This is a genomic window from Paraburkholderia sediminicola (assembly GCF_046030555.1).
GTDB lineage: Bacteria > Pseudomonadota > Gammaproteobacteria > Burkholderiales > Burkholderiaceae > Paraburkholderia > Paraburkholderia sediminicola_E.
Genome location: NZ_JAQQCH010000041.1, coordinates 19112 through 45574, shown reverse-complemented (window position 1 = coordinate 45574; position 26463 = coordinate 19112). Strand labels below are relative to the sequence as shown.

The 26463-nt window shown below is 62.0% G+C and carries 23 protein-coding genes, 1 pseudogene and 1 riboswitch; of the genes and pseudogenes, 7 read left to right on the top strand and 17 right to left on the bottom strand.

Annotated features, from left to right (window positions below):
• Positions 1 to 183 precede the first annotated feature (183 nt).
• The 4 genes from PQQ52_RS33150 to PQQ52_RS33135 form a co-directional block, all read right to left on the bottom strand.
• Positions 184 to 1416, bottom strand: coding sequence for a multifunctional CCA addition/repair protein (locus PQQ52_RS33150; RefSeq protein WP_408221012.1), 1233 nt, complete (start codon positions 1414 to 1416; stop codon positions 184 to 186).
• Entirely contained in the window at positions 1413 to 2066 is a 654-nt protein-coding gene (locus PQQ52_RS33145) for a glutathione S-transferase family protein (protein WP_408221010.1), read from the bottom strand. Before PQQ52_RS33145 ends, PQQ52_RS33150 begins: the two co-directional genes overlap by 4 nt.
• A 30-nt stretch (positions 2067 to 2096) precedes the next feature.
• Positions 2097 to 3050, bottom strand: coding sequence for a complex I NDUFA9 subunit family protein (locus PQQ52_RS33140; RefSeq protein WP_408221009.1), 954 nt, complete (start codon positions 3048 to 3050; stop codon positions 2097 to 2099).
• A gap of 82 nt (positions 3051 to 3132) precedes the next feature.
• Positions 3133 to 5100 (bottom strand): lytic transglycosylase domain-containing protein, encoded by a 1968-nt coding sequence (locus PQQ52_RS33135; protein WP_408221007.1) that lies wholly within the window; start codon positions 5098 to 5100, stop codon positions 3133 to 3135.
• 77 nt (positions 5101 to 5177) lie between these two features.
• On the opposite strand from PQQ52_RS33135, the gene PQQ52_RS33130 reads away from it, so the two are divergent.
• Positions 5178 to 5720, top strand: a complete 543-nt coding sequence (locus PQQ52_RS33130) for a 5-formyltetrahydrofolate cyclo-ligase (RefSeq protein ID WP_408221005.1) — start codon at positions 5178 to 5180, stop codon at positions 5718 to 5720.
• 56 nt (positions 5721 to 5776) lie between these two features.
• Here PQQ52_RS33130 and PQQ52_RS33125 read toward each other — a convergent pair whose 3' ends face one another.
• Positions 5777 to 6289 (bottom strand): winged helix DNA-binding protein, encoded by a 513-nt coding sequence (locus tag PQQ52_RS33125; RefSeq protein ID WP_054040851.1) that lies wholly within the window; start codon positions 6287 to 6289, stop codon positions 5777 to 5779.
• A 207-nt stretch (positions 6290 to 6496) separates the two neighbouring features.
• Between PQQ52_RS33125 and pxpB the strand changes: the two genes are divergently transcribed.
• From pxpB to PQQ52_RS33095, 6 genes are all read left to right on the top strand, one after another.
• Complete coding sequence (gene pxpB / locus PQQ52_RS33120; protein ID WP_408221003.1) at positions 6497 to 7150, top strand: 5-oxoprolinase subunit PxpB; 654 nt, start codon at positions 6497 to 6499, stop codon at positions 7148 to 7150.
• The gene (locus PQQ52_RS33115; RefSeq protein ID WP_408221002.1) at positions 7147 to 8199 is read left to right on the top strand and encodes a 5-oxoprolinase subunit C family protein; all 1053 of its coding nucleotides are present in this window, start codon (positions 7147 to 7149) and stop codon (positions 8197 to 8199) included. The genes pxpB and PQQ52_RS33115 overlap by 4 nt, the downstream gene beginning before the upstream one ends.
• A gap of 124 nt (positions 8200 to 8323) precedes the next feature.
• A complete protein-coding gene (gene pxpA / locus PQQ52_RS33110) occupies positions 8324 to 9076 on the top strand; it encodes a 5-oxoprolinase subunit PxpA (RefSeq protein WP_408221000.1) in 753 nt (250 codons plus the stop codon).
• Between the two features lie 271 nt (positions 9077 to 9347).
• Entirely contained in the window at positions 9348 to 10097 is a 750-nt protein-coding gene (locus PQQ52_RS33105; protein WP_408220998.1) for a DUF969 domain-containing protein, read from the top strand.
• Positions 10094 to 11050: a DUF979 domain-containing protein gene (locus PQQ52_RS33100; protein ID WP_408220996.1), complete on the top strand. Its 957-nt coding sequence runs from the start codon at positions 10094 to 10096 to the stop codon at positions 11048 to 11050. The genes PQQ52_RS33105 and PQQ52_RS33100 overlap by 4 nt, the downstream gene beginning before the upstream one ends.
• 326 nt (positions 11051 to 11376) lie before the next feature.
• Entirely contained in the window at positions 11377 to 13176 is a 1800-nt protein-coding gene (locus tag PQQ52_RS33095) for a tetratricopeptide repeat protein (RefSeq protein ID WP_408220994.1), read from the top strand.
• 2 nt (positions 13177 to 13178) lie between these two features.
• On the opposite strand, the gene PQQ52_RS33090 is transcribed toward PQQ52_RS33095, so the two are convergent.
• From PQQ52_RS33090 to PQQ52_RS33035, 12 genes and pseudogenes are all read right to left on the bottom strand, one after another.
• Positions 13179 to 14330, bottom strand: coding sequence for a TraB/GumN family protein (locus tag PQQ52_RS33090; protein ID WP_408220992.1), 1152 nt, complete (start codon positions 14328 to 14330; stop codon positions 13179 to 13181).
• Positions 14323 to 15342 carry a peptide ABC transporter ATP-binding protein gene (locus PQQ52_RS33085; protein WP_408220990.1) on the bottom strand — a complete coding sequence of 340 codons (1020 nt, stop codon included), beginning with the start codon at positions 15340 to 15342 and terminating at the stop codon, positions 14323 to 14325. Before PQQ52_RS33085 ends, PQQ52_RS33090 begins: the two co-directional genes overlap by 8 nt.
• Complete coding sequence (locus PQQ52_RS33080; protein WP_408221014.1) at positions 15339 to 16331, bottom strand: ABC transporter ATP-binding protein; 993 nt, start codon at positions 16329 to 16331, stop codon at positions 15339 to 15341. Before PQQ52_RS33080 ends, PQQ52_RS33085 begins: the two co-directional genes overlap by 4 nt.
• Before the next feature lie 93 nt (positions 16332 to 16424).
• A complete protein-coding gene (locus PQQ52_RS33075) occupies positions 16425 to 17342 on the bottom strand; it encodes an ABC transporter permease subunit (RefSeq protein ID WP_408220988.1) in 918 nt (305 codons plus the stop codon).
• Positions 17343 to 17432: 90 nt separating this feature from the next.
• On the bottom strand, positions 17433 to 18443 hold the full coding sequence (locus tag PQQ52_RS33070) for an ABC transporter permease subunit (protein ID WP_408220986.1): 1011 nt from the start codon (positions 18441 to 18443) through the stop codon (positions 17433 to 17435).
• Positions 18444 to 18575: 132 nt separating this feature from the next.
• Positions 18576 to 20204, bottom strand: coding sequence for an ABC transporter substrate-binding protein (locus tag PQQ52_RS33065; RefSeq protein ID WP_408220984.1), 1629 nt, complete (start codon positions 20202 to 20204; stop codon positions 18576 to 18578).
• A 204-nt stretch (positions 20205 to 20408) separates the two neighbouring features.
• Complete coding sequence (locus tag PQQ52_RS33060; RefSeq protein ID WP_408220982.1) at positions 20409 to 22052, bottom strand: ABC transporter substrate-binding protein; 1644 nt, start codon at positions 22050 to 22052, stop codon at positions 20409 to 20411.
• A 340-nt stretch (positions 22053 to 22392) separates the two neighbouring features.
• The gene (gene metF / locus PQQ52_RS33055) at positions 22393 to 23223 is read right to left on the bottom strand and encodes a methylenetetrahydrofolate reductase [NAD(P)H] (RefSeq protein ID WP_408220980.1); all 831 of its coding nucleotides are present in this window, start codon (positions 23221 to 23223) and stop codon (positions 22393 to 22395) included.
• 11 nt (positions 23224 to 23234) lie between these two features.
• Positions 23235 to 23588: a phage holin family protein gene (locus tag PQQ52_RS33050; RefSeq protein WP_028198543.1), complete on the bottom strand. Its 354-nt coding sequence runs from the start codon at positions 23586 to 23588 to the stop codon at positions 23235 to 23237.
• A 152-nt stretch (positions 23589 to 23740) separates the two neighbouring features.
• Positions 23741 to 25162: an adenosylhomocysteinase gene (gene ahcY, locus PQQ52_RS33045; RefSeq protein ID WP_325047491.1), complete on the bottom strand. Its 1422-nt coding sequence runs from the start codon at positions 25160 to 25162 to the stop codon at positions 23741 to 23743.
• 33 nt (positions 25163 to 25195) lie between these two features.
• A riboswitch (S-adenosyl-L-homocysteine riboswitch) is annotated at positions 25196 to 25330 on the bottom strand.
• Positions 25331 to 25417: 87 nt separating this feature from the next.
• Complete coding sequence (locus PQQ52_RS33040; protein ID WP_408220978.1) at positions 25418 to 26215, bottom strand: glycosyltransferase family 2 protein; 798 nt, start codon at positions 26213 to 26215, stop codon at positions 25418 to 25420.
• Positions 26216 to 26329: 114 nt separating this feature from the next.
• Positions 26330 to 26437: pseudogene (locus PQQ52_RS33035) on the bottom strand (LrgB family protein); the annotation flags it as partial.
• Positions 26438 to 26463 lie beyond the last annotated feature (26 nt).

Below are 26463 nucleotides of genomic sequence, written 5' to 3'. Positions count from 1 at the left end.
TCTTTGCTTATCTTTCTTTGCGGCGGCAAAGAAAGTAAGTGCCGCCCCGCACAGGGGCAACGCTAATAAACCAATAACAAAACAAGGAAAGGCCAACGCCACAGGCCAACAGACAATAAACGCCGCGCAGGCAAAAAAATCAATCGAGGAAAGGAAACCCCCACCGCCAAAGGCAAAAAACCCTCATACAAGAGCCACTTCCACAGCGCGAACGCGCTCCTGATGCACCGCATCCTTAATCCCTGCAGGCGAATCAACGAGCCGCTTAGCCACACCCCCTGCATCCACGCCTCGCGCAGCGACCAGCGCAACCCGCAACCGCTCAGCCTGCGGATACTCCCGCATCTCAAACCCAAGCCGCCCACGAGCATCCGCCTCACAAGCCTGCAAGGCTTCAGCAAAACGCGCTGGTTTCCGAATCGCGTCGCTGCGCTCAAGCAGCCTCACCAACGCGCCAGCGCCCATCTCCATCACGCGATGAATATTCCCATGCTCCCGTGCGACCAGCAGCGCCAGGTCGCGACACTCATTCGGCACCCGCAACCGCTCGCATAACGGCTTCAGCAAATCCACACTGCGCCCCTCATGCCCGATATGCCGCGGCAACACGTCATCCGGCGTCGTCGCTTTGCCCAGGTCGTGCGTGAGTGCCGCAAACCGAACCGGCAACGCGTACCCCTGCTGAGCAGCATGGTCGATCACCATCATCACATGCACGCCCGTATCCACTTCAGGGTGGTAATCAGCCCGCTGCGGCACGCCGAACAACGCGTCGATTTCCGGCAGGATCCGCGCCAGTGCGCCACATTCCCGCAGTACCTCGAACATGCGGGACGGCTTCTTCTCCATCAACCCGCGCGACACTTCCTGCCATACACGCTCGGCCACCAGCGCATCCACCTCACCGTCGGCCACCATCTTGCGCATCAGCGCCATCGTCTCCGGCGCAACAGTGAAATCGACGAAACGTGCCGCGAACCGCGCAATCCGCAAAATTCGCACAGGATCTTCGAGAAACGCATCGCTAACGTGACGGAAGAGTCGTGCCTGCAAATCACCCTGACCATTGAACGGGTCGATCACCGGACCGGTCAGTTCGCCGTCCGGGCGCACCTCGCGCGCCATCGCGTTGATCGTCAGGTCGCGGCGAGCGAGATCCTCTTCGAGCGTGACGTTCGGCGCGTAGAAGAACTGGAAGCCGTGATAGCCCGCGGCCGTCTTGCGCTCGGTGCGCGCGAGCGCGTATTCCTCGTGAGTCTGCGGGTGCAGGAACACGGGGAAATCCTTGCCCACCGGACGATAACCCTGCGCCACCATCTGTTCAGGCGTCGCGCCAACCACCACGTAATCACGGTCCTGCACCGGCACGCCCAGCAACTCGTCGCGGATGGCTCCGCCTACCGCGTAGATATTCATGGGCATACGTCTTGATAGGGAATCGTGTGCGTTTCCCGATGCGCGTCGTCGACCCACGCCTTCACCGCCGGCAGCGCTATCACGCGATCCACATAGGCCGCAGAGGCTTCCGACAGCGCCGGCTGCCACGTCTTGAAGCGCATCACGACTGGTGCGTACATCGCGTCGGCAATGCTGAACTCACCGAACAGGAAGGGGCCACCATACGTGTCGAGACCGTGGCGCCAGATCGCCTCGATACGAGCGATATCGGCCAGCGCGCCCGGCGTGGCGTTCTTGCCAGGAAACGATGCGCGAATGTTCATCCACATATTCGAGCGCAAGTCGCCGAAACCCGAATGCATTTCGGCGCTCACGCTGCGCGCGTGGCTGCGCGCCACCGGGTCGCGCGGCCACAGCGCATGCTGCGGGAAGCGCTCAGCCAGCGTCTCGGCGATCGCCAGTGAATCCCAGGTGGCCGATCCGTCGTCGCCGATCAAACACGGCACCTTGCCTGGACCCGTCGGCGCGTGCGCCAGGATCGCGGGCTTCGTACCGGGCACATACAGGTGAATCAGCACCTCTTCGAACGGAATGCCGAAATGTTTGAACAGCAGCCACGGACGCATCGACCATGACGAATAGTTTTTGTCACCGATGAGCAGCTTCATGCTTCGTATAAAAAGGAAGTTGAAAAAGGTTCAGCGGCCCGCGCTGGCGCGAAACGAGTCGAAGCGCGAACGCGCCGATGCGCCGGTCAGATATACAGGTGCGATCGCTTCAATGCTGGCGGGTTCGATGCCGAGTTCAGGCGCAAGCGGTCCGCTCAACACGTTGTCGACTTTCATCGAATCGAGGTTGTCGCGCGAGATCACCGGTTCGCCTGGCGCCATTTCGAACGTCAGCGCTTGCAGGCGCGCCAAGGCTTCCGGCAAGCGAATGATTCGCGCATGCCGGCCAATCACATCGCCGCAATACTTCACGAGGTCTTCGAGCGCATAGACGGTGGGACCACCGAGTTCGTAGGTATGGCCGCTGGCCGCATCGAGGTCGAGCACGTTGCAGATCGCTTTTGCCACGTCGCCGACGTACACCGGCTGGAATTTCGCATCCGGCATGGCAAGCGGAATCACCGGAAACATTCGCTGCAAGAACGCAAACTTGTTGAGGAACTGGTCTTCGGGACCGAACACCACGGACGGCCGGAAAACCGTCCACGCGAGGTTCGCCGCGTGCACGGCTTTTTCGCCATCACCCTTCGAGCGCGAATACATGCTCGGCCCGTTCGAATCGGCGCCGAGGGCGCTGATATGAATCAGCCGGTGCACGCCCTTGCCTTCACACGCCGCAACGATTTTGGTCGGCAATTCGACGTGCGCGCGCGCGAATTCCGGACCATAGGGTGTGCCACGTTTGCCATGTAGCGTGGCAACGAGGTTGATCACGCAATCGGCGCCTTCCACGAAACGCGCGAGCTGCACCGGATCGAACACGTCGGCTTCGATCACGTCGATGGGTAGCAGGGTGAGATGGCGGGCGTTGTAGCGGCGCCGGGTGGCGATGCGCACGTCTTTGCCCATTTCAACGAGGGCGTTGACAAGATGGCTGCCAATAAAACCGGAACCGCCGATAATCGCAATGGCTTTATGTCGCATTTTTCGACTCCCTGGTGGAAGCCGCGGCAACAGCTGGCGTGCACACCGCCGCATCAGCAATGACGCGACGGCGGCACGGCGCTTACGGTGCGATGTAACCCAGACGCGCCTTCAGCGATTGCGGACGGCCTTCGAACAATGCCGCGTAGTAGACCGTGTTGGACAACACATTCTTCACGTAATCGCGCGTTTCCTGGAACGGAATCGATTCAGCGAAGATCGCGCCTTCAACCGGGCGCTGCAACGACTGCCGCCAGTTGCGCGGACGGCCGGGACCGGCGTTATAACCGGCGGTGGCCAGCACAGCGGATCCGTCGAACTGATTGTAGATCATCGACAGATAGTTCGTGCCGAGCAGGATGTTGGTGTTGATGTCGTTCATCTGCTCGCGCGAAATGGGGCCGAGGCCGATCTTCTTCGCCACCAGTTGCGCGGTGCCCGGCATCAGTTGCATCAAACCGCTCGCGCCGACTTCCGAGCGCGCGTTCATGATGAAGCGCGATTCCTGGCGAATCAGCCCGTACGCCCATTCCACATCCAGCCCGTTCGACTGCGCATCGCGCTCAACGATATCCTTGAATGGCGACAGATAACGCAGCGAGAAATCGTGCTCGGTCTTCGTGCGGTCCGCCGTGTTGACGGTGCGGTCATATAACTCGATCCGGCGCGCGTATTCGGCCACGGCGATCAGCTGCCGGTCGCTCATGGTGCGCAGCGGCCAGTTCCATTCGCGATTGCCTTCGAGCCGCAGATTCAATGCGTAGAACCGTTGCGCCAGATCGAAGCCCGGCGTGTTGCCGGCCTGCTGGACTTCGGCGTCGCTCACCGTCGTTTTCGGCGGCACGGTGATCTTCTGGCCGAGCTCTTCCGAAGCCAGTTGGCCGTAGAAGTTGAAGCCCTGCGAGATCGACTCGAATTCCTGATTGGCCGTGGCCGTGTCGCCAGCTTGCTTGAGCGCACGGGCATGCCAGTACACCCACGACGGCTGATTGCGCAGCGCCGCCGGCATCTGTTCGATCGACCAGCGCACCATCGTCCAGTCGCCCGCGAGCAGCGCGGTGCGGGTGCGCCATTCGTACGCCGGGTTCGACAGCGGTGCATTGACCGAGAGCCGGTACCAGTCCACCGCGCTCGGCATCTGCTTGGCGGCGGCCTGATAGGCGATCGTGCCCCAGCCAATGGCACGCTCGGGCGAACTCAGCGACGGCGCCACAGAAGCAAACGTGGCCGCCGCCATGGCCGGATCGTTGCGCGCCATGCGCGTGATCGCGAGCAACGCGAGTTGGTGCGACTGCGTATCCGGACCGACGCCCCGCGCCAGCAGCAACGGCGGCGTACTCGTGGCCTGGTTGAACAGCACCGGGTCGGGCGGCTGGTTGCTGAGCGCATCGACGAGCTTGCTGCCCGTGTTGGTGTAGTTCTGTTCGTACGCGAGACGGATCTGTTGCCACACGTCGTCAGAACTGAATTGCTGGTTGACTGCCAGTGAGGTGATCAGATCGACGCAACCATCGCCGTACCACTTGGGATCGACCAGCAACGCACGCGCCTCAGCCGCGACGTTTTCACCACGCGCGGCGCGCGATTCGAGCGCATAGCACTTCACCTGCGTATCGTCGTTCAACACGAAGCGCGCGTATTGCTGATCGAAGTTGCGCCAGTCGTGACGTGCACCGAGTACGGTGAGGTAGTCGTTGCGCATGCGGTCGGCGATCGCTTGCCCATCGTACTTCTGCAGGAACGCCAGCACCGGCGCATCCGGCGCGTCGATACGCGCATGGCCGCTGGAATCGAACAACTGCGGCTTGATCTGGAAGTACTCGAGATACGAAGGCGCCGGATAGTTCGGGATCATGCTCGCCAATTGCGCCGCGCGCGCCGCGTCATTCGTGCGGGCGGCTTCGCGAAGCTGGACGAAGGTCTGGTCGTCGTTTGTGAGTTGCGAAAGGGGAATGGGCTTGACGGCCGAGGCCGTGCTGCACGCGACGAGTGCCGCAGCGGCAAGCGCCAGACCGGCCGCGCGATATACTCGATAGAGGCGTTTTGACATCGTTGTTTCTGGAGCGCGAATTGAACCCAAGCATAGCATGCAACCCCGTCGCGGAATCGAAAAAGGCACTGCGTCGAATGCTATTGGAAGCAAGGCTACAAGCGGCTTCCGAGCCGGCGCACGCCTCCGCGCTCAGTCGTCGCATTCTCGATGCGTTGAAACACTACGGCGTGAGCAGCGTGGGGTTCTATTGGCCGCTGGCGGGCGAATTCGACGCACGCGCCGCCATTGCGATCTGGCTCGCAGCCGGCGCGCAACGCGAGGCGAGCTTACCGATCGTCAAGGAACGCGGCGTACCGCTCGAATTCCACGCATGGGCGCCGGATACGCCGATGAAGATCGGCCATCACAAGATCGCCGAGCCCACCTCCGGGCGTGTCGTGGTTCCCGATCTGCTGTTCGTGCCGTGCGTCGGCTTTAACGCCGACGGCTTCCGGCTAGGCTACGGTGGCGGCTACTACGACCGCACGCTGGCTGCGTGGCCGGGTGGGAAGAAACCGGTCACGGTCGGCATCGCCTATGAAGCGTGCCGCACGGATGCGTTGCAGCGCGAAGCCCATGACATCCCGCTCGATCTGATCGTGACGGAAGCCGGCCTCTATCCACGCCCGGCAGAGTAGGCGTTCGAACAGCGGCGCGGCGCATCCTTCATCAGCCGCCGAGCCCGCGGCCCCTGTTATAAAGACGCCGCCGCCCGCGCGGCCGTGTCATACAGTCCGGACGCATTGCGCATCAGTTGCGCCGCCTCGCCGATCTGCTCATTGGTCAGGCCGCTTTCTTTCAGTGTCGAAATCAGGCAGCTCTCGCGCACCTCGCGGTACTTCAGACAGAGCTCACGGCCCGCATCGGTGGCCGAGAAAAACACTTCCTTGCCGGTCTTTTCGCTTTTTACATACCCTCTAGCTACGAGCTTCTTCAACGCGTAAGTGGCGACGTGCGTGTCTTCGATGTTCAACACGAAGCAGATGTCCGCCAGCTTCTTGCGCCGCTCGCGATGGCTGACGTGGTGCAGCAGCGAGACTTCGATCGCGGTCATGTCCTTTTCGCCGGCTGCCGACATACAACGCACCATCCAGCGGTTGAATGCATTGCCGGCCATGATGAGCGCGTACTCCAACTCGGATAGCTCCGCGCTTGTGTCAGACACGAGATGTTCCGAGGACACGATCTTGGTGGGATGGCGCGACATGGTGAAAATTCTCGAGAAACAGGATGGGAAGGTGTCGGGAGTGTACGACGAGCGGCCCACTCCCGGGAGCCTGGCGAAAACGCTTATAGATAAATTGTTGATATTTTATTGATAATGTACGCTTCAAACATTGCATGCCCTATGCCGATAAATGTCCATAGGGTCCGATATGCTCGACATTTCCGACTCGATCTGGGCCATTAAACGATGAGCCAACCAAGAATCTTTCCGCTCGGCGATGCGGCGCTAGTCTGCGAGGCGCCTCCACCTGCCACGCTGGACTGCCAGCGGCGCGTGTGGGCGGCCGCCGAGGCTGCGCGCGACTGGCCGCACGTGCTGGAGGTCGTGCCGGGCATGAACAATCTGACGCTCGTGTTCGATCCGCTCGAAGCCGACCGCGAGGCGCTGGTCGGTCACCTGCAAGCGGCCTGGAACGCGGTGAGCGACGTGCCCGCGCCCGGCCGCGAAGTCGAAATCCCGGTGCAATACGGCGGCGAGTTCGGCCCCGACCTGCAAGCGGTCGCCAATCACACCGGCCTGAGCGTGCGTGAGGTCGTGCAACGTCATGCGGACGGCGAGTACGTGGTGTTTTTCCTCGGTTTTCAGCCGGGCTTCGCCTATATGGGCGGCCTCGATGAAGCCCTGCACACGCCGCGCCGTTCGTCGCCGCGGCTGGAAGTACCGGCCGGTTCGGTCGGCATCGGTGGGGAGCAGACCGGTATTTATCCGGCGACCTCGCCTGGCGGCTGGCAGTTGATCGGCCGCACCGAACTGCCGCTGTTCGATCCGGCTCGCCGTCCGCCCACGCTGTTGCAACCGGGCGACCGGGTGCGCTTTACCGTCGCGGGGATACACGCATGATCGATGTGATTCGCGCGGGCCTTCTGACCACGATTCAGGATCTTGGCCGTCACGGCTACCGGCACCTCGGCGTTGCGATGGGCGGCGCGCTCGACCGTCTGTCGCTCGAAGTCGGTAACCGGCTGGTCGGCAACCGGCCCGACGCGGCCGGACTGGAAATTACCTTCGGCCCGACCGTGCTGCGCTTCCTGCGCGCCACGCGCGTGGCCATCACCGGCACCGAATTCGGCGCAACCCTCGACGGCAAGCCGGTCTATTCATGGTGGAGCCTGCCGGTGCAGGCCGGTCAGGAGCTGGTGCTAAACGCAGCCAGGCGCGGCATGCGCGGCTACGTCTGCATCGCCGGCGGCATCGACGTTTTGCCGATGCTCGGCTCGCGCAGCACCGACCTCGCGGGCCATTTCGGCGGACTCGGCGGCCGGGCGCTGCGCGATGGCGATCGTCTGCCGGTCGGCGCGCCGCTGCAGCGCGGCCACGTCGGCTTTACGCCCGAAGCGCCCGAGTTCGGCGTGAAAGCGCCCGCCTGGTGCAAGTTCGTGCTGGTTCACGAACCGCTGCGGCGCGGCCGTCATCCGTCCGGCGTGCCGTGGGCCGTGCCGATCCGCGTGCTGCAAGGCCCCGAGTACGACGGCTTCACCGAAAAAGCGCACGAATCGTTCTGGTCCGATGAATGGCTCGTCACACCGAACAGCAACCGCATGGGTTACCGCCTCGCCGGCGCTGAGCTAAAACGCACCCAGAAAAGCGATCTGCTCTCGCATGCGGTGTTGCCAGGCACCATTCAGGTCCCGCCGAACGGCCAGCCGATCGTACTGATGAGCGATGCGCAGACCACCGGCGGCTATCCGAAGATCGGCGCCGTGATCCAGGCCGATCTATGGAAGCTCGCGCAGGTTCGCCTGAACGCGGCCATCCGGTTCATCCCGACGACGCTCTATGAGGCGCGGCAGGCTTTACTGGAAGAACGCACGTATTTGCGGCAGATCGACGCCGCGATTGGCATGCACGAAGAACGCTGCGCGCGCCAGCCAGCGGCCGCAGCGCTGTAACAATGAGCGCCCTCGAACCTGGCGCTTCGCACCAGGCCCCCCAAGCGGCAATCCCCCAAGGGGATTGCCTGCGGAGCGGAAAACTTGGGGCGGCCCGGCGCTTTCTTGAGAGTAGAGGAACACCATGGAAATCGATTTGAACGCCGACCTCGGCGAAGGCTGTGGCTCAGACGAGGCGCTGCTTGATCTCGTCAGCTCGGCCAACATCGCGTGCGGCTGGCACGCGGGCGGCGCCAACGCCATGCGCGACTGCGTGCGCTGGGCAGTGCAAAAAGGCGTGTCGATCGGCGCGCATCCAAGCTTTAACGATCCTGAGAATTTTGGTCGCAAGGAAATGGACCTGCCGGTCAACGACATTTACGCGGGCGTGCTGTATCAGCTCGGCGCATTGTCGGCGATCGCACAGGCCGAGGGCGGCCGCATCGCGCACGTCAAGCCACACGGCGCGCTCTACAACCAGGCCGCGCGCGACGCGAAGATCGCCGACGCGATCGTCTCGGCGGTCCACGATTTCGATCCGTCGGTGGCGGTGTTCGCGCTCGCCAATAGCGGGCTCGTGACAGCCGCACGCGAAGCGGGCCTGACTGCTGTCGAAGAAGTATTCGCCGACCGTGGCTATCGCGCCGACGGCTCGCTCGTGCCGCGCAAGGAGCCGGGCGCACTGCTCGACGACGAAGACATGGTGCTGGAGCGCACGCTCGCCATGGTGCGCGAGCGCCGCGTGCAGGCGGTCGACGGACACTGGGTGCCGCTCAACGCGCAAACCATCTGCCTGCATGGCGACGGACCGCATGCGCTGGCATTCGCGCGACGCATCCGCAGCGCGCTAGAGGATGCCGGCATTGAAGTTCACGCGGCCGGCGCCGCGAGCGTCTGATCCGGGCGCCAATCAACGCGAGCCGGACAGCGCGATTCAACCGTTGCCCAACCCCGAACGCCCCGCTTCATGCGGGGCGTTTGCCAGGTGCAGGACGCATTGCAGTACCGCAGTGAGCAGAAGCAGATGTAAGTGCAAATGCAGGTGCAGGTGTAGTCGAAGCAAGGCGGCCATCAAGAGCCGCGGCAACAAGACGGCGCATGGGTACCCTGGCGCCGGCCCACGTTAGCCGCCACAAGCGGCAAGGTTGAAACCCTGTTTGGAGATCCAGATGCAGACAACAGTCAGTCTATGGCCGCTCATTGGCGTGGCCGTCATCATTGTCGGCTTTTTATTACGGTTCAATCCGATGCTGATCGTGGCGGTTGCCGCGATCGTCACGGGTCTGGCCGCGCACTTTCCGCCTGAAAAGATCCTCGCTGAAATCGGCACCGGCTTCATCAAGACCCGCAATATCCCGCTAATCATCCTGCTGCCGCTGGCGGTGATCGGCCTGCTGGAACGGCATGGCCTGCGCGAGCGCGCACAAGCGTGGATCGGCGGCATCAAGGCCGCGACCGCGGGGCGTTTGCTGATCGTCTATCTGCTGGTACGGGAACTGACCGCCGCTGTCGGCCTAACCGGTCTCGGTGGTCATCCGCAGATGGTGCGTCCGCTGATCGCGCCGATGGCCGAAGGCGCGACTGAAACCCGCTTCGGCAAGATCAGCGACGCGGTCCGCTTCAAGCTGCGCGCCTACTCCGCGGCGACTGACAATGTCGGCCTGTTCTTCGGTGAAGATATCTTCGTCGCCTTCGGCGCGATCGTGCTGATGACGACCTTCCTGAAAGAAGCCGGCATCGTCGTCGAGCCGATTCACGTAGCCGTCTGGGGCATCCCGACCGCGATCTGCGCGTTCATCGTTCACGGCTTCCGCCTGTATCTGCTCGACCGCAGGCTCGAACGCGAACTGCGCGGTAACGCGACTGCCAATGCCGCAGCTGTTTCGCCGACGCAATCCGCCGCAGGAGACAAAGCATGACGCTCACGATTACCTATCTGTTCTGGTTGCTGGGCGTGGTGCTGCTCATCATTGGCGGCATGATCGTCACGGACAAGGAACACCCGCGCCGTTTCACCGCCGGCGGTTTCTGGATCCTTTACGCGCTGATCTTCCTGATCGGTGACAAGCTGCCGCCCTCGGTAGTCGGCGTGCTGGTGATCGTGATGGCGCTGATTGCGGGCTTCGGCGGTGTGACGGCGGCCAAACCGAAAGTGTTGTCGCTCGAAGCGCGTATGGCCAGCGCCGCGCGTCTCGGCAACAAACTGTTCGTGCCCGCGCTGACGATTCCGGTCGTCACCGTGATCATTACGCTGTCGGCCAGCCATCTGATCTTCGGCGGCATGCCGCTGATCGAAAAGGCTAACGTCACGCTGATCGGCTTCGGTATCGGCTGCGTGATCGCACTTGCGATTGCCTGCGTGATGACGCGCGATACCGTCGGCCAGTCGATGAAAGAGGCGCGCCGCCTGGTCGATGCGCTGTCATGGGCCGCGGTGCTGCCGCAGATGCTCGGCATGCTCGGCCTCGTGTTCTCGGACGCCGGCGTCGGCAAGGCGGTGGCGCACGTCACCACGGCCTACATCAGCCTCGACTACCGGTTTGTCGCGGTGGCCGTGTACTGCATCGGCATGGCGCTGTTCACGATGGTGATGGGCAACGGCTTTGCCGCGTTCCCGGTGATGACAGGCGGCGTCGGTGTGCCGATTCTGGTCGGCGTGTTTCACGGCAATCCCGCGGTCATGGTCGCGATCGGCATGTTCTCGGGCTACTGCGGCACGCTGATGACGCCGATGGCCGCGAACTTCAACATGGTGCCCGCCGCGCTGCTGGAACTGCCGGATAAGAATGCGGTGATCAAGGTGCAGGTGCCCACTGCGCTGACCTTGCTGGTCGTGAATATTTTCCTGCTGAATTTCTTGATGTTCCTGTAGGAATCTTGACTCACCGCTTCGGCAAACATAAACGAACAACGCGTTCGAATGTGTGGGCTGAAGCGGCGCTGCGCGCCCGGTCCGCCGCCAGCAAGACAGTAGCCAGATTGGCGCGTGCGCGACGTGTGACGACCCGTAACGAGTCATCGCGAGACGCTCATCAATCGGTCGGGCGCATCTGCCTGCGGCAAACAGACGCCGCGGATTTAGGAGGCGTCCGATCGTCAGGAAAGGGGCCGGAACATAAGCTGATGGATGGTCTCCCCATCCACATACGCTGGCGACGCGTGCAATGCGCGCCGCCGGCGCTTTCCAGCAGGTCTCTCATGGAACACCCATCCCATCCCGACACGGCGCCCGCCAACGCGCAACCCTCCACCTATCTAGCCTCGCTGATCGACGCCGCGCTCGAAGCGCATCAGGCCGGCCAACTCGATACTGCTGAACCGTTCTATCGCGAAGCCCTTGCGCTCGATCCTGCTCACGCCAAAGCGCTGCACTACTTCGGCGTGCTGCAACATCAGCGCGGCGACCATGTCCTCGCCGCTGAGTTGATGAGCGAAGCGCTCAAACTCGATCGTACCGACGCCGTCTGCTGGAGCAACCGCGGTCTCGTAGCTGCCGCGCTCGGCCATTCCAGCGAAGCAATGATCTGCTATGACCAGGCGTTGCAGTTGCAGCCCGATTTCGCCGACGCACGCAACAACTTCGGAGTCGCTCTACAGGCGCAAGGCGCGTTCGAAGAAGCGATCGGACAGTATCGGCTGGCGTTGGCGGCGAATTCGTCGCTGGTCGACGCGCATCTGAACCTCGGCACGGCGCTGAGCAAGGGCGGGCGCTACGAAGAAGCGCTGGTCTGCTATCAAAACGCGCTGTCGCTCAATCCGCAATCGGCGGAAGCGCACTTCAACGCGGGCAATGCGCACAACGCGCGAGGCGATCACGCAGCGGCCATCGCCAGTTTCGAACGGGCCCTGGCACTGCGCGGCGACTACGCCGAGGCGCATATCAATCTGGGCAGTCTGATCGGCAAGCTCGGCGACTACGCCGGTGCAGAATCGCAATATCGCCGAGCGGTCGCGCTCCGGCCGAATCCCACGAATCTGGTTTGCCTCGGCGGGTCGCTCGGCGCACAGGGCCGCCTCGACGAAGAGGAAGGCTTTTACCGCCACGCGCTAAACCTCGATCCACACTATGCCGATGCGCATCAAAACCTCGCGTGGCTGTTGCTCAAGCGCGGCGATTACAAGCGGGGTTGGGCAGAGTTTGCGAAACGCTGGCGCAAGAGCGACTACGAGGCGATCGCCGTGCCGGGTGTTGCCGAGTGGCATGGCGAGCCGCTCGACGGGCGCCGTCTGTTGCTGGTTGGCGAACAGGGTTTCGGCGATCATTTCCAGTTTCTGCGCTATGCGCGTGTGCTCGAGCAACTCGGCGCGACCGTCGACATTTGCGTGCGTGAGCCGCTGCTGCCGCTGGCTGAGCGCATTCCAGGCGTGCACCGCGCGTTCAGCGGCGAGCCCGAAGGCCAGTACGATTTCTGGGTGCCGATGATGAACGTGCCGTCGTGCGTCGACACCGAACTGTCGACCATTCCCGCAGATGTACCGTACGTGTTTGCGGACAAGGCAAAGATCAAGGCATGGCGCAAGCGGTTGGACGCAGCCGGCAAAGCAAAACGCAAAGTGGGTCTGGTGTGGTCCGGCAGTCCGACATTTGGCAACGACAGCTACCGGTCGATGGCGCTCGCCGATCTGAGCCCGCTAAGCGAACTGGAGAGCATCGCATGGTACCCGCTGCAAAAGGGCTCCGCGCACGCACAATTGATCGATGCGCCTGACGCTTTCCGCGCTCACGATTTCACCGCCGATCTGCATACCTTCGACGACACCGCCGCGCTCATCATGAGTCTCGATCTGGTGATTGCTGTGGACACCGGCGTGGCGCACCTGGCGGCCGCACTGGGCAAACCGACGTGGGTGCTGTTGCCCGCCAACTCGGACTGGCGTTGGCTCGAAGAGCGCAGCGATTCGCCGTGGTATCCGACAATGAAATTATTCCGGCAGAAGTTGCTGGGCGATTGGGCGCCGGTAGTCGCCGAAGTCGCCAAAGCGCTGCAGGACCAATAACCTCACCACGCATCCACCACGAACCCGTGCTGCCGCAAAAGCTGCAGCACACCCTTGCGGCCACCCAGATGCAACGCGCCGATCGCCACGAACACGGGCTTATTCGGCCCGGCGATCAGCAGCATCCGTGACACAAAACGCCGGTTGCGCTCGTACACGATCCTGTTGTCGATCGAGTCGGAGACGCGTTTGTCGCGTGCCAGCTTTTCGGACTTCGCCGCCTGCCAGGCCGCAATCGCATCGGCATCCCCCACTCGCCACAATCGATGCAACGTCTTCACATCGTCGACATTTTCAGCAGGCGTCTGCACCAGGTCCTGCGCGAGCATTTCGCGCTGCTGCGCAAGTGTGAGGCTGGTGAATGCGCGCATCTGCTGATGCAGCGTCTCGAGACCGACGATCTTGCCGCGCGTCCTGATATACACGTTCTGCAATTGCGCTTCCGTGCCGTACTCAGTCTGCAAACCGGCACTCAATGAATCATAGGTTTCGACCACCAGCGACGCGAGCCATGGCCGCATCTTCTTGATTTCATCCAGCGCCGCGGGATTGCCCCGCAGGCGAAAGGCCAGCTTGCGCCACAAAGGCTCGGGCAGCAGGCCCGGCAGACAGTCCCGGCGGCATATGCCGTACTTCGACACGTCGTCTTGCGACACCAGCAGTTCGTCGGGCGAGAGTTCGAGCGCCAGCGTCGGCGAGGCCGCCAGTGCGCCGAGGATTGGCGCGCGGAACGGTTGCCTCGCCGGATAGTCGGCGGGATCGCCCACGTGCAACGTGCCGAGCACGTAGAGGGTCGTGGTGCCGCGCGTCGCGACATAGAACGGCATGCGCGCCGGCTGCGTTTGCACGGGTCCGCTCGCCGTAGTGCCCCGAGCGGCGGGCGGCGGATTGAAACCCGGTAAGGTGGCGCGTGGCGGCGCAGGCAGATTGGGCACCGGCATCGCCGGCCGCCCTGCCTGAGACGGTGCGTTGGCGGCTGCGCCGGCCGCATGCGCGACGCCGATCAGCCCCGCGCTCAGGTGAAAAACGGAACAAACACCAAAGAGCGCGGCACCGGTCAGTGCGCGTGCTCCCCAGCGCCGCGCCAAAGCAGCGTTGCGGCCGCCATTACGCGAGCGGCGCGTAAGACGACGCGCCGCCACTGCATCAGGCATCCATGTCCCCCACCTCCTCGGCGCGGTGACATGACACCTGACGACCATCCACTTCGCGCAACTTCGGCTCTTCGCTACGGCAACGGTCGATCACGTAAGGGCAGCGCTGATGGAACGTGCAACCCGACGGCGGATTCAGCGGCGAGGGCATTTCGCCTTGCAGCTTGATCTTGATCGTGCGATCCGCTTCGAAGATCGAAGGCGTGGCCGACATCAGCGCGCGCGTGTACGGATGCCGCGGATTCGAGAAAATCCGCTTCTTGTCGCCGAGCTCCGCCACGCCACCGAAGTACATCACCATCACATCGTCGGCAATATGCTCCACCACCGAGAGGTTGTGCGAGATGAACACATAGCTGGTCTTGAACTGCTCCTGCAGATCCATGAACAGATTGAGAATCTGCGCCTGGATCGACACGTCGAGCGCGGACACCGGTTCATCGGCGACCACGATCTGCGGATCGAGAATCATCGCGCGCGCGATCGCCACACGTTGCCGCTGACCACCCGAGAACATGTGCGGATAGCGCTTTGCATGTTCCGGACGCAGGCCGACCGTACGCATCATCTGCGCGATCCGTTCAGCGCGTTCGGAAACGCTCAATTGCGTGTTGATCGCGAGCGGTTCGCCGAGCGTCTGCTCGACCGTCTTGCGCGGATTCAGTGAGGCAAACGGGTTCTGAAACACCATCTGCACGCGCCGCCGTAACGCGGCGATCTTCGCGTGATCGGCGCCGGCCACATCTTCACCGTCGATCAACAGGCGGCCCGCGCTGGGCGCTTCGATCATGGTGAGTTGCCGCGCGAGCGTCGATTTGCCGCAGCCGGATTCGCCGACTACTGCCAAGGTCTTGCCGCGCTCGAGCGCGAATGAAACCCCGTTGAGCGCCTTCACCGTGCCGGACGTGAACATGCCCCGCTTCACCGTGTAGTAACGCGCAAGCTTGTCGGCGACCAGCACGTGATCGCCCGCATGGTCCGACTGGCGCCGCGGTTCGAGTACTGCGTTCATCGTGCGCCTCCATGAGTGTGAACGTTGGCGTCGCCGCTCAGGTTCAGGGGTTTGATGCAGCGCACGCGCGCAACTTCCGCGTGGTCTTGCAGCGGCGCGAGTGCCGGCCGCGCCTTCATGCAGTCATCGACCACGTACTTGCAGCGTGGTGCGAAGAGACAGCCTTTCGGCCGGTCGTCACGCCCCGGCACCATGCCCGGCAATGCAGCAAGCCGCACCGCGCCGACATTGTGCTCAGGAATCGCCGCCAGCAACGCTTCCGTGTACGGATGATGCGGCGCCGCGAAGATGTCCGGCACGCGGTTGGTTTCGATCACTTCGCCAGCGTACATGACCGCGACGCGCTGCGCGACTTCGGACACCACCGCCAGATCGTGCGAGATCAGCACAAGCGCCATGCCGCGTTCCTTCTGCAGCTTGATCAGCAACTCCATGATCTGCGCCTGGATCGTCACGTCGAGCGCGGTGGTGGGTTCGTCGGCGATCAGCAGCTTCGGGTTGCAGGCAATCGCCATCGCGATCATGACGCGCTGATTCATGCCGCCCGACATCTGATGCGGGAACGACGTGATGCGACTCTTCGCGTCCGGAATGCCGACCTGGTCGAGCAACTCCAGCGCGCGTTTGTCCAACGCGCTGCCGCGCAGACCTTCGTGCAGCTTGAGCACTTCCTTGATCTGATAGCCGACCGTGTAGCTCGGATTCAGACTGGTGAGCGCGTCCTGGAACACCATCGCGATGTCTTTGCCGATGATCTTGCGGCGTTCTCTCGCCGTTGCCTTCAGCAGGTTCTTGCCGTTGAAGGTGATCTCATCCGCGGTGACTATGCCCGGCGCATCGATCAGGCCCATCAGCGCCATCATCGTCACGCTTTTGCCCGAGCCCGATTCGCCGACCACGCCGACGACTTCGCCCGGCGCGACATCGAGGTTAATCCGATCGACAGCGGGCAGGCCGTTGAAGTTCACCGCCAGATTGCGGATGGTCAATAAGTTACCGTCAGTACGCGCATGGTCGCCCGAAGCGTGCTGGCCCGGCCCCTCGGGGGGCAGCGAATGAGTTGAACGTGGAGGTTGTTCCATTCAGGCCATCCGCTTCAGTTTGGGATCGAGTGCGTCGCGCAGCCCGTCGCCGAGCAGATTGATCGCGAGCACCGAGATCAGAATGGAGAGACCTGGCATCGTGACGATCCACCAGGCGCTGTCGATATAGTCGCGCGCCGAGGCCAGCATCGCGCCCCACTCCGCCGACGGCGGCTGCACGCCGAGCCCGAGGAAGCCGAGTGCCGCCGCATCGAGAATCGCCGACGAAAAACCCAGCGTAGCCTGCACGATCAACGGTGCGGTGCAGTTCGGCAGCACTTGCGAGAACATCAACCGCAGCGTGCTCGCGCCTGCAACCCGCGAAGCCGTCACGTATTCCTTCTGCAATTCGCCTTGTGCCGAGGCGCGCGTCAAACGCACATAGCCCGGCAACGCGACGATCGCAATCGCGAGCATCGTATTGACGAGCCCCGGGCCGATGATCGCGACCACCGCGACTGCGAGCAGCAGCGACGGCAATGCGAGCAGCACGTCCATGATGCGCATGATCGGCGTATCGGCCCACTTCTCGAAGAATGCCGCGATCAAACCGAGCACGATGCCCGGGAGCAGCGCGAGCACGACCGAGACGAAGCCGATCCAGAACGACAGCCGCGCGCCGTACATCAGACGCGAGAGGATGTCGCGGCCTGCTTCGTCGGTACCGAGAATGAACTTCCAGTTGCCGCCGTCGAGCCACGCGGGCGGGATTTTCACGAAGTCGCGATACTGCTCGATCGGGCTGTGCGGCGCGATCAACGGCGCGAAGATAGCGATGAAAATCAGCGCCAGCACAATGATGCCGGCGGCGACCGCACCGCGGTTACGCGAGAAATTCGCCCAGAATTCGCGGGCGGCGATGGCGCGGCCGCTTGGCGGCGTCACCGATTGGGGGACTGTATTTTGTATGTCTGCCATGATCTGTTCATGCCTCCCGCAGAGCCGCCTCAAGGGCGCCATGCGCCCCCTCGGGGGGCAGCGAACGCAAGTTTGCGTGGGGGTTCATATTTACCTCGTATGGCGAATGCGCGGGTTCAACACGCCGTACAACAGATCGACGACGAGGTTCACGACGATCACCAGCGTAGCGATCATCAGAATACCGCCCTGCACCACCGGATAGTCGCGCCGGCCGATCGCGTCGATCAGCCACTTGCCGATACCCGGCCACGAAAACAGCGTCTCGGTCAGCACCGCGCCGGCCAGCAACGTGCCGACCTGCAAACCGATCACGGTCACGACCGGAATCAGCGCATTACGCAACGCATGCACGATGATCACGCGGGCGGGGGACAAACCCTTCGCACGCGCAGTGCGGATGTAGTCTTCGCGCAGCACTTCGAGCATCGACGAACGCGTCATCCGGGCGATAACAGCCAATGGAATCGTGCCAAGCACAATGGCCGGCAAAATCAGATGGCTGAGCGCGGATTTGAACGCGCCTTCGTCGGTGGACATCAAGGCGTCGATCAGCATGAAGCCAGTCACGTGCGGAATGTCGTATTCGACCGCGATGCGGCCCGACACCGGCGTCCAGCCGAGGTCCACGGAAAAGAACATGATGAGGATCAAACCCCACCAGAAAATCGGCATCGAGTAGCCGGTCAGGGCCGTGCCCATCACGCCGTGATCGACCACCGTGCCGCGCCTGAGCGCCGCGAACACGCCCGCCGGCAAGCCGACGATCAGCGCAAACAGCATCGCGCATATCGATAATTCGATGGTGGCGGGAAAGCGTGCGAGGAATTCGCCCATCACGCTGGTATTGGTGATGATCGAAGTGCCGAGGTCGCCGTGCATGGCGCGGCCGACATAGTGGATGTACTGCATCGGCAGTGGCTCGTCGAGCCCGAGGCGATGCAATGCGGCGGCATGCATGGCCGGATCGACGCCGCGCTCGCCCATCATCACTTCGATGGGATCGCCCGGTATCAGGTGAATCAGCGCGAACGCGAGGATCGTGATGCCGATGAACGTCGGTATCACCATGCCGATGCGGCGCAAAACAAAGCGGAACATGGTTCGTCCCTATGGTCTTGATGAAGAAAAAACGCAACCGGCGACGAGGGCTTGTGACCCCGGTCGCCGGACCATTTCGACCAGTTTTCTAACGGTACGAAAAGCTACTGCGTAAGCTTGACTGTATTACCTTTACTTGACGCTGACGCCGTCGAAGCGCGCGTAACCAAGCGGCTCGATGCGCATGTCGACCACCTTCTTGCTGACAGGCTGGTACACGGTCGAGTGAGCGATCGGCGAGAACGGCAGTTGCTGCGCGAAAATCTGCTGCGCCTGCATGTACGCCGTCGTGCGCGCGCCTTGATCGGACGACTCGCGACCCTTCTGGATCAGATCGTCGAACGGCTTGTAGCACCACTTCGAGAAGTTGTTGCCGTTAATCGCTTCGCAGCCGAGCAACGTGCCGAGCCAGTTATCCGGATCGCCGTTGTCGCCGGTCCAGCCGATCAGCATCGTGTCGTCTTCACCTGCGTGAGCGCGCTTGATGTACTCGCCCCATTCATACGTGACGATCTTCGCCTTCACGCCGATCTTCGCCCAGTCGGCCTGGATCATTTCCGCCATCAGACGGGCGTTCGGGTTGTACGCGCGCTGCACCGGCATCGCCCACAGCGTGATGTCGAAGCCGTTCGGATAACCGGCCTTGGCCAACAAAGCCTTGGCCTTGTCCGTATCGTACGATGCGCTCTTCAGATTCTTGTCGTACGACCATTGGGTCGGCGGCATCGGATTCGTCGCGGCCTGACCTGCGCCCTGATACACCGACTCGATGATCGCCTTCTTGTTGATCGCCATGTCGAGCGCCTGACGCACTTCAACCTTGTCCACCGGCTTGTGCGTCACGTTGTACGCGAGGTAGCCGAGGTTGAAACCCGGCTGCGACGGCATCGCGATATTGGCTTCAGCCTTCAGCGGTGCGATGTCGGCCGGACGCGGATAGCTCATCACCTGACATTCGTCGCGCTTGATCTTCTGCACGCGCACGCCGGCATCCGGCGTGATCGAGAAGATCAGCTTCGAGATCTTCACTGCGTTCGGCTTCCAGTAATCCGGATTGCCGTCGAAGCGGATCGTCGCGTCTTTCGTGTAGCTGCGGAAGATGAACGGGCCCGTGCCGACCGGGTACTGGTTGATATCGGCAGCCTTGCCGGCCTTCAGCAACTGGTCCGCGTATTCACCCGAGAGGATCGACGCGTATTCCATCGCCAGATTCTGGATGAACGGCGCGTTGACTTCCTTCAGCGTGAACTTGACCGTGTACGGATCGACCTTTTCGACGCTGGTAATCAGCTTGTCGAGGCCCATGTCCGTGAAGTACGGGAACTGAACCGGGTACGCCTTACGGAACGGCTGGTTGGTGTCCAGCATGCGCTGGAACGTGAACACGACGTCGTCCGCGTTAAATTCGCGCGTCGGCTTGAAGAACGACGTGGTCTGGAACTTCACACCATGGCGCAGATGGAACGTGTAGGTCTTGCCATCCGGCGAGACATCCCACTTTTCTGCCAGACCCGGCTCGACTTTCGTGCCGCCGCGCTCGAACTCAACGAGGCGGTTATAAACGGTGAACGTGTTGGCCGTGAAGTCGACACCAGTCGTGTACTGGGCCGGATCGAAACCCGCAGGGCTGCCTTCTGAGCAGTAAACGAGTGTTTTGTTCGGGATCTCGGCATGGGCGCTCGTAGCGCCCAGCATCGATGCCGCTGCAGCTGCGACGAGCGTCGTAACACGCGCGGCGCGCAACAGATTGTTTTGCTTCATGTTTCCTCCAGGATCGGGGCCGGCTTCCGCCAGCGTAGCGCGATCTTACTTGAGCTTGGCTCGCCCCAACAAGCGGAGGAAAATACCCCGGTTGACGATCGGAAACAGATGGGGCATAAGGGCGGTCGCACGCCGGCGCTGGCCGGAACGTGCGACGTTAGAGGCGGCCTCGGCAAAAAGCGGCCCACCGGGCGTTACCGGCGGCTATCTCAGGCCGACACCCATGAATTGCGTCGGACCGAACGGGTCGATCTTGAAGCCCGTGACGTCTTTGCTGATCGGCTGGTAGACGGTGGAGTGGGCAATCGGCGTAAACGGCACCTGCTGCTTGAAGATCTCCTGCGCTTCCACGTAGTCCTTGGTGCGCTCGGCGAGATCGGTGGTGCCACGAGCCTTCCTGATCAGGTCGTCGAACGGTTTGTAGCACCATTTGGAAAAATTGCTGCCCTTCACCGCATCGCAACCCAGCAGCACACCAAGCCAATTGTCAGGATCGCCGTAGTCGCCCGTCCAGCCGATCAGGATTGCCTCGTGTTCGCCGGCATGGGCGCGGCGGATGTACTCGCCCCACTCGTACGTGGCAATCGTCACCTTGACGCCAATCTTCGCCCAGTCGGCCTGTAGCATTTCGGCCATCAGCCGGGCGTTCGGGTTGTAGGGCCGCTGTACCGGCATGGCCCACAGCGTAAGATCAAAGCCGTCCGGGTAGCCCGCCTCCTTCAGCAACGCCTTGGCCTTATCAACGTCATAAGGCGCGTCTTTCAGGTTCTTGTCGTAGCCCCATTGGGTCGGCGGCATGGGATTCGTCGCGATTTGCCCGGCGCCCTGATATACCGACTCGATAATCGCTTTCTTGTTGACCGACATATCCAGCGCACGTCGCACCAGCACGTTGTCGAGCGGTTTTTTCGTCGTGTTGTACCCGAGGATGCCCAGATTGAAGCCGACCTCACTCGGCAGGGCCAGCGACGAGTCGGCCTTGATCTGCGGGATATCCGCAGGACGCGGGTAGCTCATCACCTGACATTCTCCACGTTTCAGCTTCTGCAGCCGCACGGCCGGATCCGTGGTGATCGAGAAGAGGAGCTTGCCGACCTTTACGACGCCCGGTTTCCAGTAGTCGGGATTGCCGTCGAAGCGGATCGTGTCGTCCTTCGTATAGCTGCGGAAAATGAACGGCCCGGTGCCGACCGGGTATTGGTTGATATCGGAAGCCTTGCCGGCTTTCAGCAGTTGATCCGTGTATTCCGCCGACAGAATCGATGCGAACGGCATCGCGATCTGCTGCAGGAACGGCGCATCGACCTCCTTAAGCGTAAAACGCACCGTGTACGGATCCAGCTTCTCGACCTTGGCGATGTTCTTGGCCAGCCCGAGATCGACGAAATAGGGAAACGGAACCGGGTACGCCTTACGGAACGGCTGGTCGGGATCCAGCATCCGCTGGTAAGTGAAGACAACGTCGTCGGCATTGAATTCGCGGGTCGGCTTGAAGAACGAGGTGGTCTGAAACTTCACGCCGTGCCGCAGGTGGAACGTGTATTGGAGACCGTCCTGCGACACATCCCACTTTTCGGCGAGGCCTGGCTCGATATCGGTGCTGCCGCGGGCGAACTCGACAAGGCGGTTATAGACCGTGTACGAGGCGGCGGTGAATTCGACGCTAGTGGTGTACTGCGCGGAATCGAAGCCGGCAGGACTGCCTTCGGAGCAGAACACGAGGGTTTTGTCGGGCAAGCCGGCCGCGGTGGCTGTGGCGGGCGTGAGGCCGGCAGCGAGGACCACGCAGGCACTCAAGACCGGCAGACAGGTATGGCGAACTGCAAACAGCAATCGGGATACTGTCATCTTGTTCTCCGCACAGCAGCCAAGTCAGCTGCGCTTCGATCATAGACAGCACAAAAATCGGGTTCAATGCGGGCTTATACGCCGCAGGAAAACGCCGCTGGCACATATTTGCTGCGCCGCAGCAGCGGTTTAAGAATGGAATTGCAAGGCTGGCACTTCTGTACGTGACGGCCCGATACAAGGCGACGACGCACAACAGGCCTTGAGGCACGATAACGCACGATTCAAGCGCAGGCGTGCCGGCTCACGATGCCCGGACTGCCCAAACACGAGATTTTCGGCGTAAAAAAGCCGCGCGACTCGATAAGCCACGCGGCTTTGTACAGAGGCTACTTAGAACTTAAACGCCCAGCCGTTCGCAGATCGCCTTGGTCGCCGCTGCGCCATTGAGCGTGTAGAAGTGCAGGCCCGGCACCTTCGCGTCGATGAGACGCCCGCACAGGTCCGTCACCACATCCAGCCCGAACGCGCGGATCGACTCGCGGTCGTCGCCGAAACTTTCCAGCCGGCGCGCGACCCAGCGCGGCACTTCCGCGCCGCACATCTCCGAGAAACGCATCAACTGCGAAAAGTTCGTGATCGGCATGATGCCCGGCACGATCGGCACGTCCACGCCAAGCTTCCTCACATCGTCGACGAAACGGAAATACGCGTCCGCGTTGAAGAAATACTGCGTGATCGCCGAATTGGCGCCGGCCCTCACCTTGCTAGCGAAGTTTTCCAGATCGTGACGCGGTGAGCGCGACTGCGGATGGTACTCGGGATAACCGGCCACCTCGATCCAGAACCAGTCGCCGAACTCGGCGCGGATGAAGCTCACCAGTTCCGACGCATAACGCAGCTCGCCGACTTCGCCCATGCCGGACGGCAGATCGCCGCGCAGCGCGACGATATGGCGGATGCCATGTGCGCGGTACTCGTTGAGGATCGCGCGCAGGCTCTCTTTTGACGAGCCGATGCACGACACGTGCGGCGCCGCTTCGAGCCCTTCCTTCGCCATATCGACGACGGTATCGAGCGTGCCCTGCTGCGTCGAGCCGCCGGCGCCGAACGTGACGGACACGAACTTGGGCTTGAGCGACGCGAGCTGCGCGCGGGTGGCGCGCAGCTTGTCGACGCCTTCCTGCGTTTTCGGCGGGAAGAATTCGAATGAAAGTTCGATCGGGTTCATGATTCAGTAGATCAACCGATACTGCGGTTGCCGAAAATAAGCGCGGACAGCAGCCACGAAACGATGCTGTACAGAATCGAGCCGAAGAACGCCGACCAGAAACCCGACACTTCGAATCCCTTCAGGAGCGACGCGCATAACCAGAAGCACAGCGCATTGACCACCAGAATGAAGAGGCCGAGGGTGACGATCGTGACGGGCAGCGTCAACAGGATCAGCACCGGTCGCAGGATCGTATTAATCAACCCGAGCACTACCGCGACGATCAAGGCGGTGCCGAAACTGCGGATATGAATCGACGGTACGAGGTAGGTGATGATCAGAAGCGCCAGCGCGTTGATCAGCCAGGTCAGCAGCACGGTCATGTAGAGCTCCTTTGAGGCAGGATGTCCGTTTGAACGGAAAGAGGCGGGCATGGCGAACAAAGCGGCGCATTACGCGCCGCCCTGTCGTCAAACTGTCATGCGTTTAAACCGCCCGCGTGCTTAATCTTACTTAGTCGCGTGACTTGCGTGACTTAATAGCGGTAATGATTCGGCTTGAACGGGCCGTTCTTGTCGACGCTGATATAGCCTGCCTGATAGTCCGACAGCACCGTCAGTTCTGCGCCGATACGGCCCAGATGCAGACGCGCCACCTTTTCATCAAGGTGCTTCGGCAAGACATAGACCTTGTTTTCGTACTTGTCGCCGTGAACGAACAGCTCGATCTGCGCGATCGTCTGGTTCGTGAACGATGCCGACATCACGAACGACGGATGGCCCGTCGCGCAACCCAGGTTCACGAGGCGGCCTTCAGCCAGCAGGATGACGCGCTTGCCGTCCGGGAAAATGATGTGGTCGACTTGCGGCTTGATGTTTTCCCACGTGTACTGGCGCGTCGATGCGACGTCGATTTCCGAATCGAAGTGACCGATGTTGCAGACAATCGCGTTGTTGCGCATGGCTGCCATATGATCGTGGCCGATCACGTGGAAGTTGCCCGTTGCCGTCACGAAGATGTCGGCCTTGTCGGCCGCATATTCCATCGTCACGACGCGATAGCCTTCCATTGCCGCCTGCAGTGCGCAGATCGGATCGATTTCCGTGACCCACACCGTGGCGCCCAGGCCGCGCAGCGATTGCGCGCAACCCTTGCCCACGTCGCCGTAACCGGCAACAACCGCGATCTTGCCCGCGATCATCACGTCGGTTGCGCGCTTGATACCGTCGACGAGTGATTCGCGGCAGCCATACAGATTGTCAAACTTCGACTTCGTGACCGAATCGTTCACATTGATGGCCGGGAACGGCAGGCGCCCTTCCTTTTCCATCTGATACAGACGATGCACGCCCGTTGTGGTTTCTTCCGTCACGCCCTTGATATGCGCGAGACGCGTGGAGTACCACACCGGATCCGCGTCGAGATGCTTCGCGATCGACTTGTACAGCGCCACTTCTTCTTCGTTTTCCGGCTTCGAGATGACCGAGCGGTCTTTTTCAGCCTTCGAGCCGAGGATCAGCAACAACGTGGCATCGCCGCCGTCGTCGAGGATCATGTTGGCGAATTCGCCATTCGGCCATTCGAAAATGCGGTGCGAGAACTCCCAGTATTCGTCGAGCGATTCGCCCTTGAATGCGAACACCGGCACGCCGCCTGCCGCAATCGCGGCGGCTGCATGATCCTGCGTCGAGAAAATATTGCACGATGCCCAGCGAACGTCTGCGCCGAGCGCCGTCAAAGTTTCGATCAGCACGCCGGTTTGAATCGTCATGTGCAGCGAACCCGCGACGCGCGCGCCCTTCAGCGGCTGCGAGCTCTTGTATTCCTCGCGCGTCTGCATGAGGCCGGGCATTTCGGTTTCAGCGATGTTCAGTTCCTTGCGGCCCCAGGCTGCAAGCGACATATCGGCGACGAGGAAATCCTGCTTGGAATTTGAATCGAGAACTGCGGCGTTCATCACGCCCTCCTTTCTAAAAAATTGACTAGAAATTTGACGTGAGCGCGGTTCGATGCGGTGGATGGGAGCGCTATGCGCATCCTGGCCCTCCGATTGAAGCCTCCGAGCCTGGCGGGCGGCCGGCGAACATGCTGATTCGCGGTACCCGTCGCAACGCTCCTCGGAGACGAACGGCGATTGTAGCAAATCGAGATGGCTTCGGGGCGTGGATCGGGTTGGTGCCGGGTTGGTGCCGGGTTGGTGCCGGGTTGGTGACTATGCGGCTTGATTCGGGAGCGCAGATGCGGCTGCGTCGGCAGCGACGCTAGCCGTGCGCAATGGCTCGATGCCCGCGCGCGCTGCTTCGAGGAACTGCCTCGAAAACCGGAATGCCTCGGCCACGTCGGCAGGATCCGGCGTCTCCAAGCCAAGTGCGATGCGGAAATAACGTTCAGCGTGAATGCCCGCGTGGTAATGCATGCGCACGCGCTTCGCGTCGTCCAGACGCCGGTTGCCGAAAATCTCGCGCAGGGCCCACGAAAACGCGCCGTCTTCACCACCGATGCGGCGGAACGCGTCATCCATCGGGAAGCCGCCAAGTGCGGCATACACCGCGCGACGGATGATCAGGCTGCTCGGCACGGTATTGCTGAGCGTGGCGGCATGCTTGTCGAAACCGGGGTGACGGACGATGTCAGCCGGAAAATCCGTGTAGTCGACGTCGAGCCGCACGGACACTTCCTTCGGGTTCTGGGTGAGAAACGCGCTCGCGGCGGCTAACGCGCCGGGCAGGTATTCATCGTCGGCGTCGAGGAAGGCCAGCAGACCGTGAGGCGCATGCATCGCGCCCCAGTTGCGCGCCCGAGCCGGGCCACCGTTGTACGGCATCTGCAGCAGACACACACGAGGGTCGAGGCGACCGTAATGTGCGACGAGGTCGGTGGAAGCATCAGTCGAGCCGTCGTCCACCACGATGATCTGCGCGGCGTCCGGCTGAATCAGGCAACTTTGGAGCGCGCGGGCGAGCGTCGCCGAGCCGTTGTAGCAGGGAATGATGATCGAGATGGGTGTCATGAACTGAAACGGGCGCTGCAGGCCGAACGTAGGGAACCGTCGATGTTATCCCGTTTCCGGCGGCGCCCATCCTGGAAAAGCGACGTGCTCGAGTTCGCCGAACAGTGTCGCTCACACTCCTGTCACGATCACCATCAATGCGCTCAGATCCTTCGGCGCGTGAATCCTGCCGAAGACAGCACGCGCGAACGGCGTCGATACGACGTGCGTCATCCGGTTGCGTCCGCGGCATAAATATAATGACTTAC

Excerpts from the sequence above, each read along its gene's own strand:
- PQQ52_RS33125 (WP_054040851.1), bottom strand. The coding sequence starts at position 6,289 with ATGTCGCGCCATCCCACCAAGATCGTGTCCTCGGAACATCTCGTGTCT.
- PQQ52_RS33050 (WP_028198543.1), bottom strand. The coding sequence starts at position 23,588 with ATGACCGTGCTGCTGACCTGGCTGATCAACGCGCTGGCGCTTCTGATC.
- PQQ52_RS33100 (WP_408220996.1), top strand. The coding sequence starts at position 10,094 with ATGACGCTCACGATTACCTATCTGTTCTGGTTGCTGGGCGTGGTGCTG.
- pxpA (WP_408221000.1), top strand. The coding sequence starts at position 8,324 with ATGGAAATCGATTTGAACGCCGACCTCGGCGAAGGCTGTGGCTCAGAC.
- PQQ52_RS33085 (WP_408220990.1), bottom strand. The coding sequence starts at position 15,342 with ATGAACGCAGTACTCGAACCGCGGCGCCAGTCGGACCATGCGGGCGAT.
- PQQ52_RS33145 (WP_408221010.1), bottom strand. The coding sequence starts at position 2,066 with ATGAAGCTGCTCATCGGTGACAAAAACTATTCGTCATGGTCGATGCGT.
- PQQ52_RS33105 (WP_408220998.1), top strand. The coding sequence starts at position 9,348 with ATGCAGACAACAGTCAGTCTATGGCCGCTCATTGGCGTGGCCGTCATC.
- PQQ52_RS33060 (WP_408220982.1), bottom strand. The coding sequence starts at position 22,052 with ATGACAGTATCCCGATTGCTGTTTGCAGTTCGCCATACCTGTCTGCCG.
- PQQ52_RS33150 (WP_408221012.1), bottom strand. The coding sequence starts at position 1,416 with ATGAATATCTACGCGGTAGGCGGAGCCATCCGCGACGAGTTGCTGGGC.
- PQQ52_RS33095 (WP_408220994.1), top strand. The coding sequence starts at position 11,377 with ATGGAACACCCATCCCATCCCGACACGGCGCCCGCCAACGCGCAACCC.
- PQQ52_RS33140 (WP_408221009.1), bottom strand. The coding sequence starts at position 3,050 with ATGCGACATAAAGCCATTGCGATTATCGGCGGTTCCGGTTTTATTGGC.
- pxpB (WP_408221003.1), top strand. The coding sequence starts at position 6,497 with ATGAGCCAACCAAGAATCTTTCCGCTCGGCGATGCGGCGCTAGTCTGC.
- PQQ52_RS33115 (WP_408221002.1), top strand. The coding sequence starts at position 7,147 with ATGATCGATGTGATTCGCGCGGGCCTTCTGACCACGATTCAGGATCTT.
- PQQ52_RS33065 (WP_408220984.1), bottom strand. The coding sequence starts at position 20,204 with ATGAAGCAAAACAATCTGTTGCGCGCCGCGCGTGTTACGACGCTCGTC.
- PQQ52_RS33090 (WP_408220992.1), bottom strand. The coding sequence starts at position 14,330 with ATGCCTGATGCAGTGGCGGCGCGTCGTCTTACGCGCCGCTCGCGTAAT.
- PQQ52_RS33135 (WP_408221007.1), bottom strand. The coding sequence starts at position 5,100 with ATGTCAAAACGCCTCTATCGAGTATATCGCGCGGCCGGTCTGGCGCTT.
- PQQ52_RS33040 (WP_408220978.1), bottom strand. The coding sequence starts at position 26,215 with ATGACACCCATCTCGATCATCATTCCCTGCTACAACGGCTCGGCGACG.
- PQQ52_RS33070 (WP_408220986.1), bottom strand. The coding sequence starts at position 18,443 with ATGTTCCGCTTTGTTTTGCGCCGCATCGGCATGGTGATACCGACGTTC.
- metF (WP_408220980.1), bottom strand. The coding sequence starts at position 23,223 with ATGAACCCGATCGAACTTTCATTCGAATTCTTCCCGCCGAAAACGCAG.
- PQQ52_RS33130 (WP_408221005.1), top strand. The coding sequence starts at position 5,178 with ATGCTATTGGAAGCAAGGCTACAAGCGGCTTCCGAGCCGGCGCACGCC.
- PQQ52_RS33075 (WP_408220988.1), bottom strand. The coding sequence starts at position 17,342 with ATGGCAGACATACAAAATACAGTCCCCCAATCGGTGACGCCGCCAAGC.
- ahcY (WP_325047491.1), bottom strand. The coding sequence starts at position 25,162 with ATGAACGCCGCAGTTCTCGATTCAAATTCCAAGCAGGATTTCCTCGTC.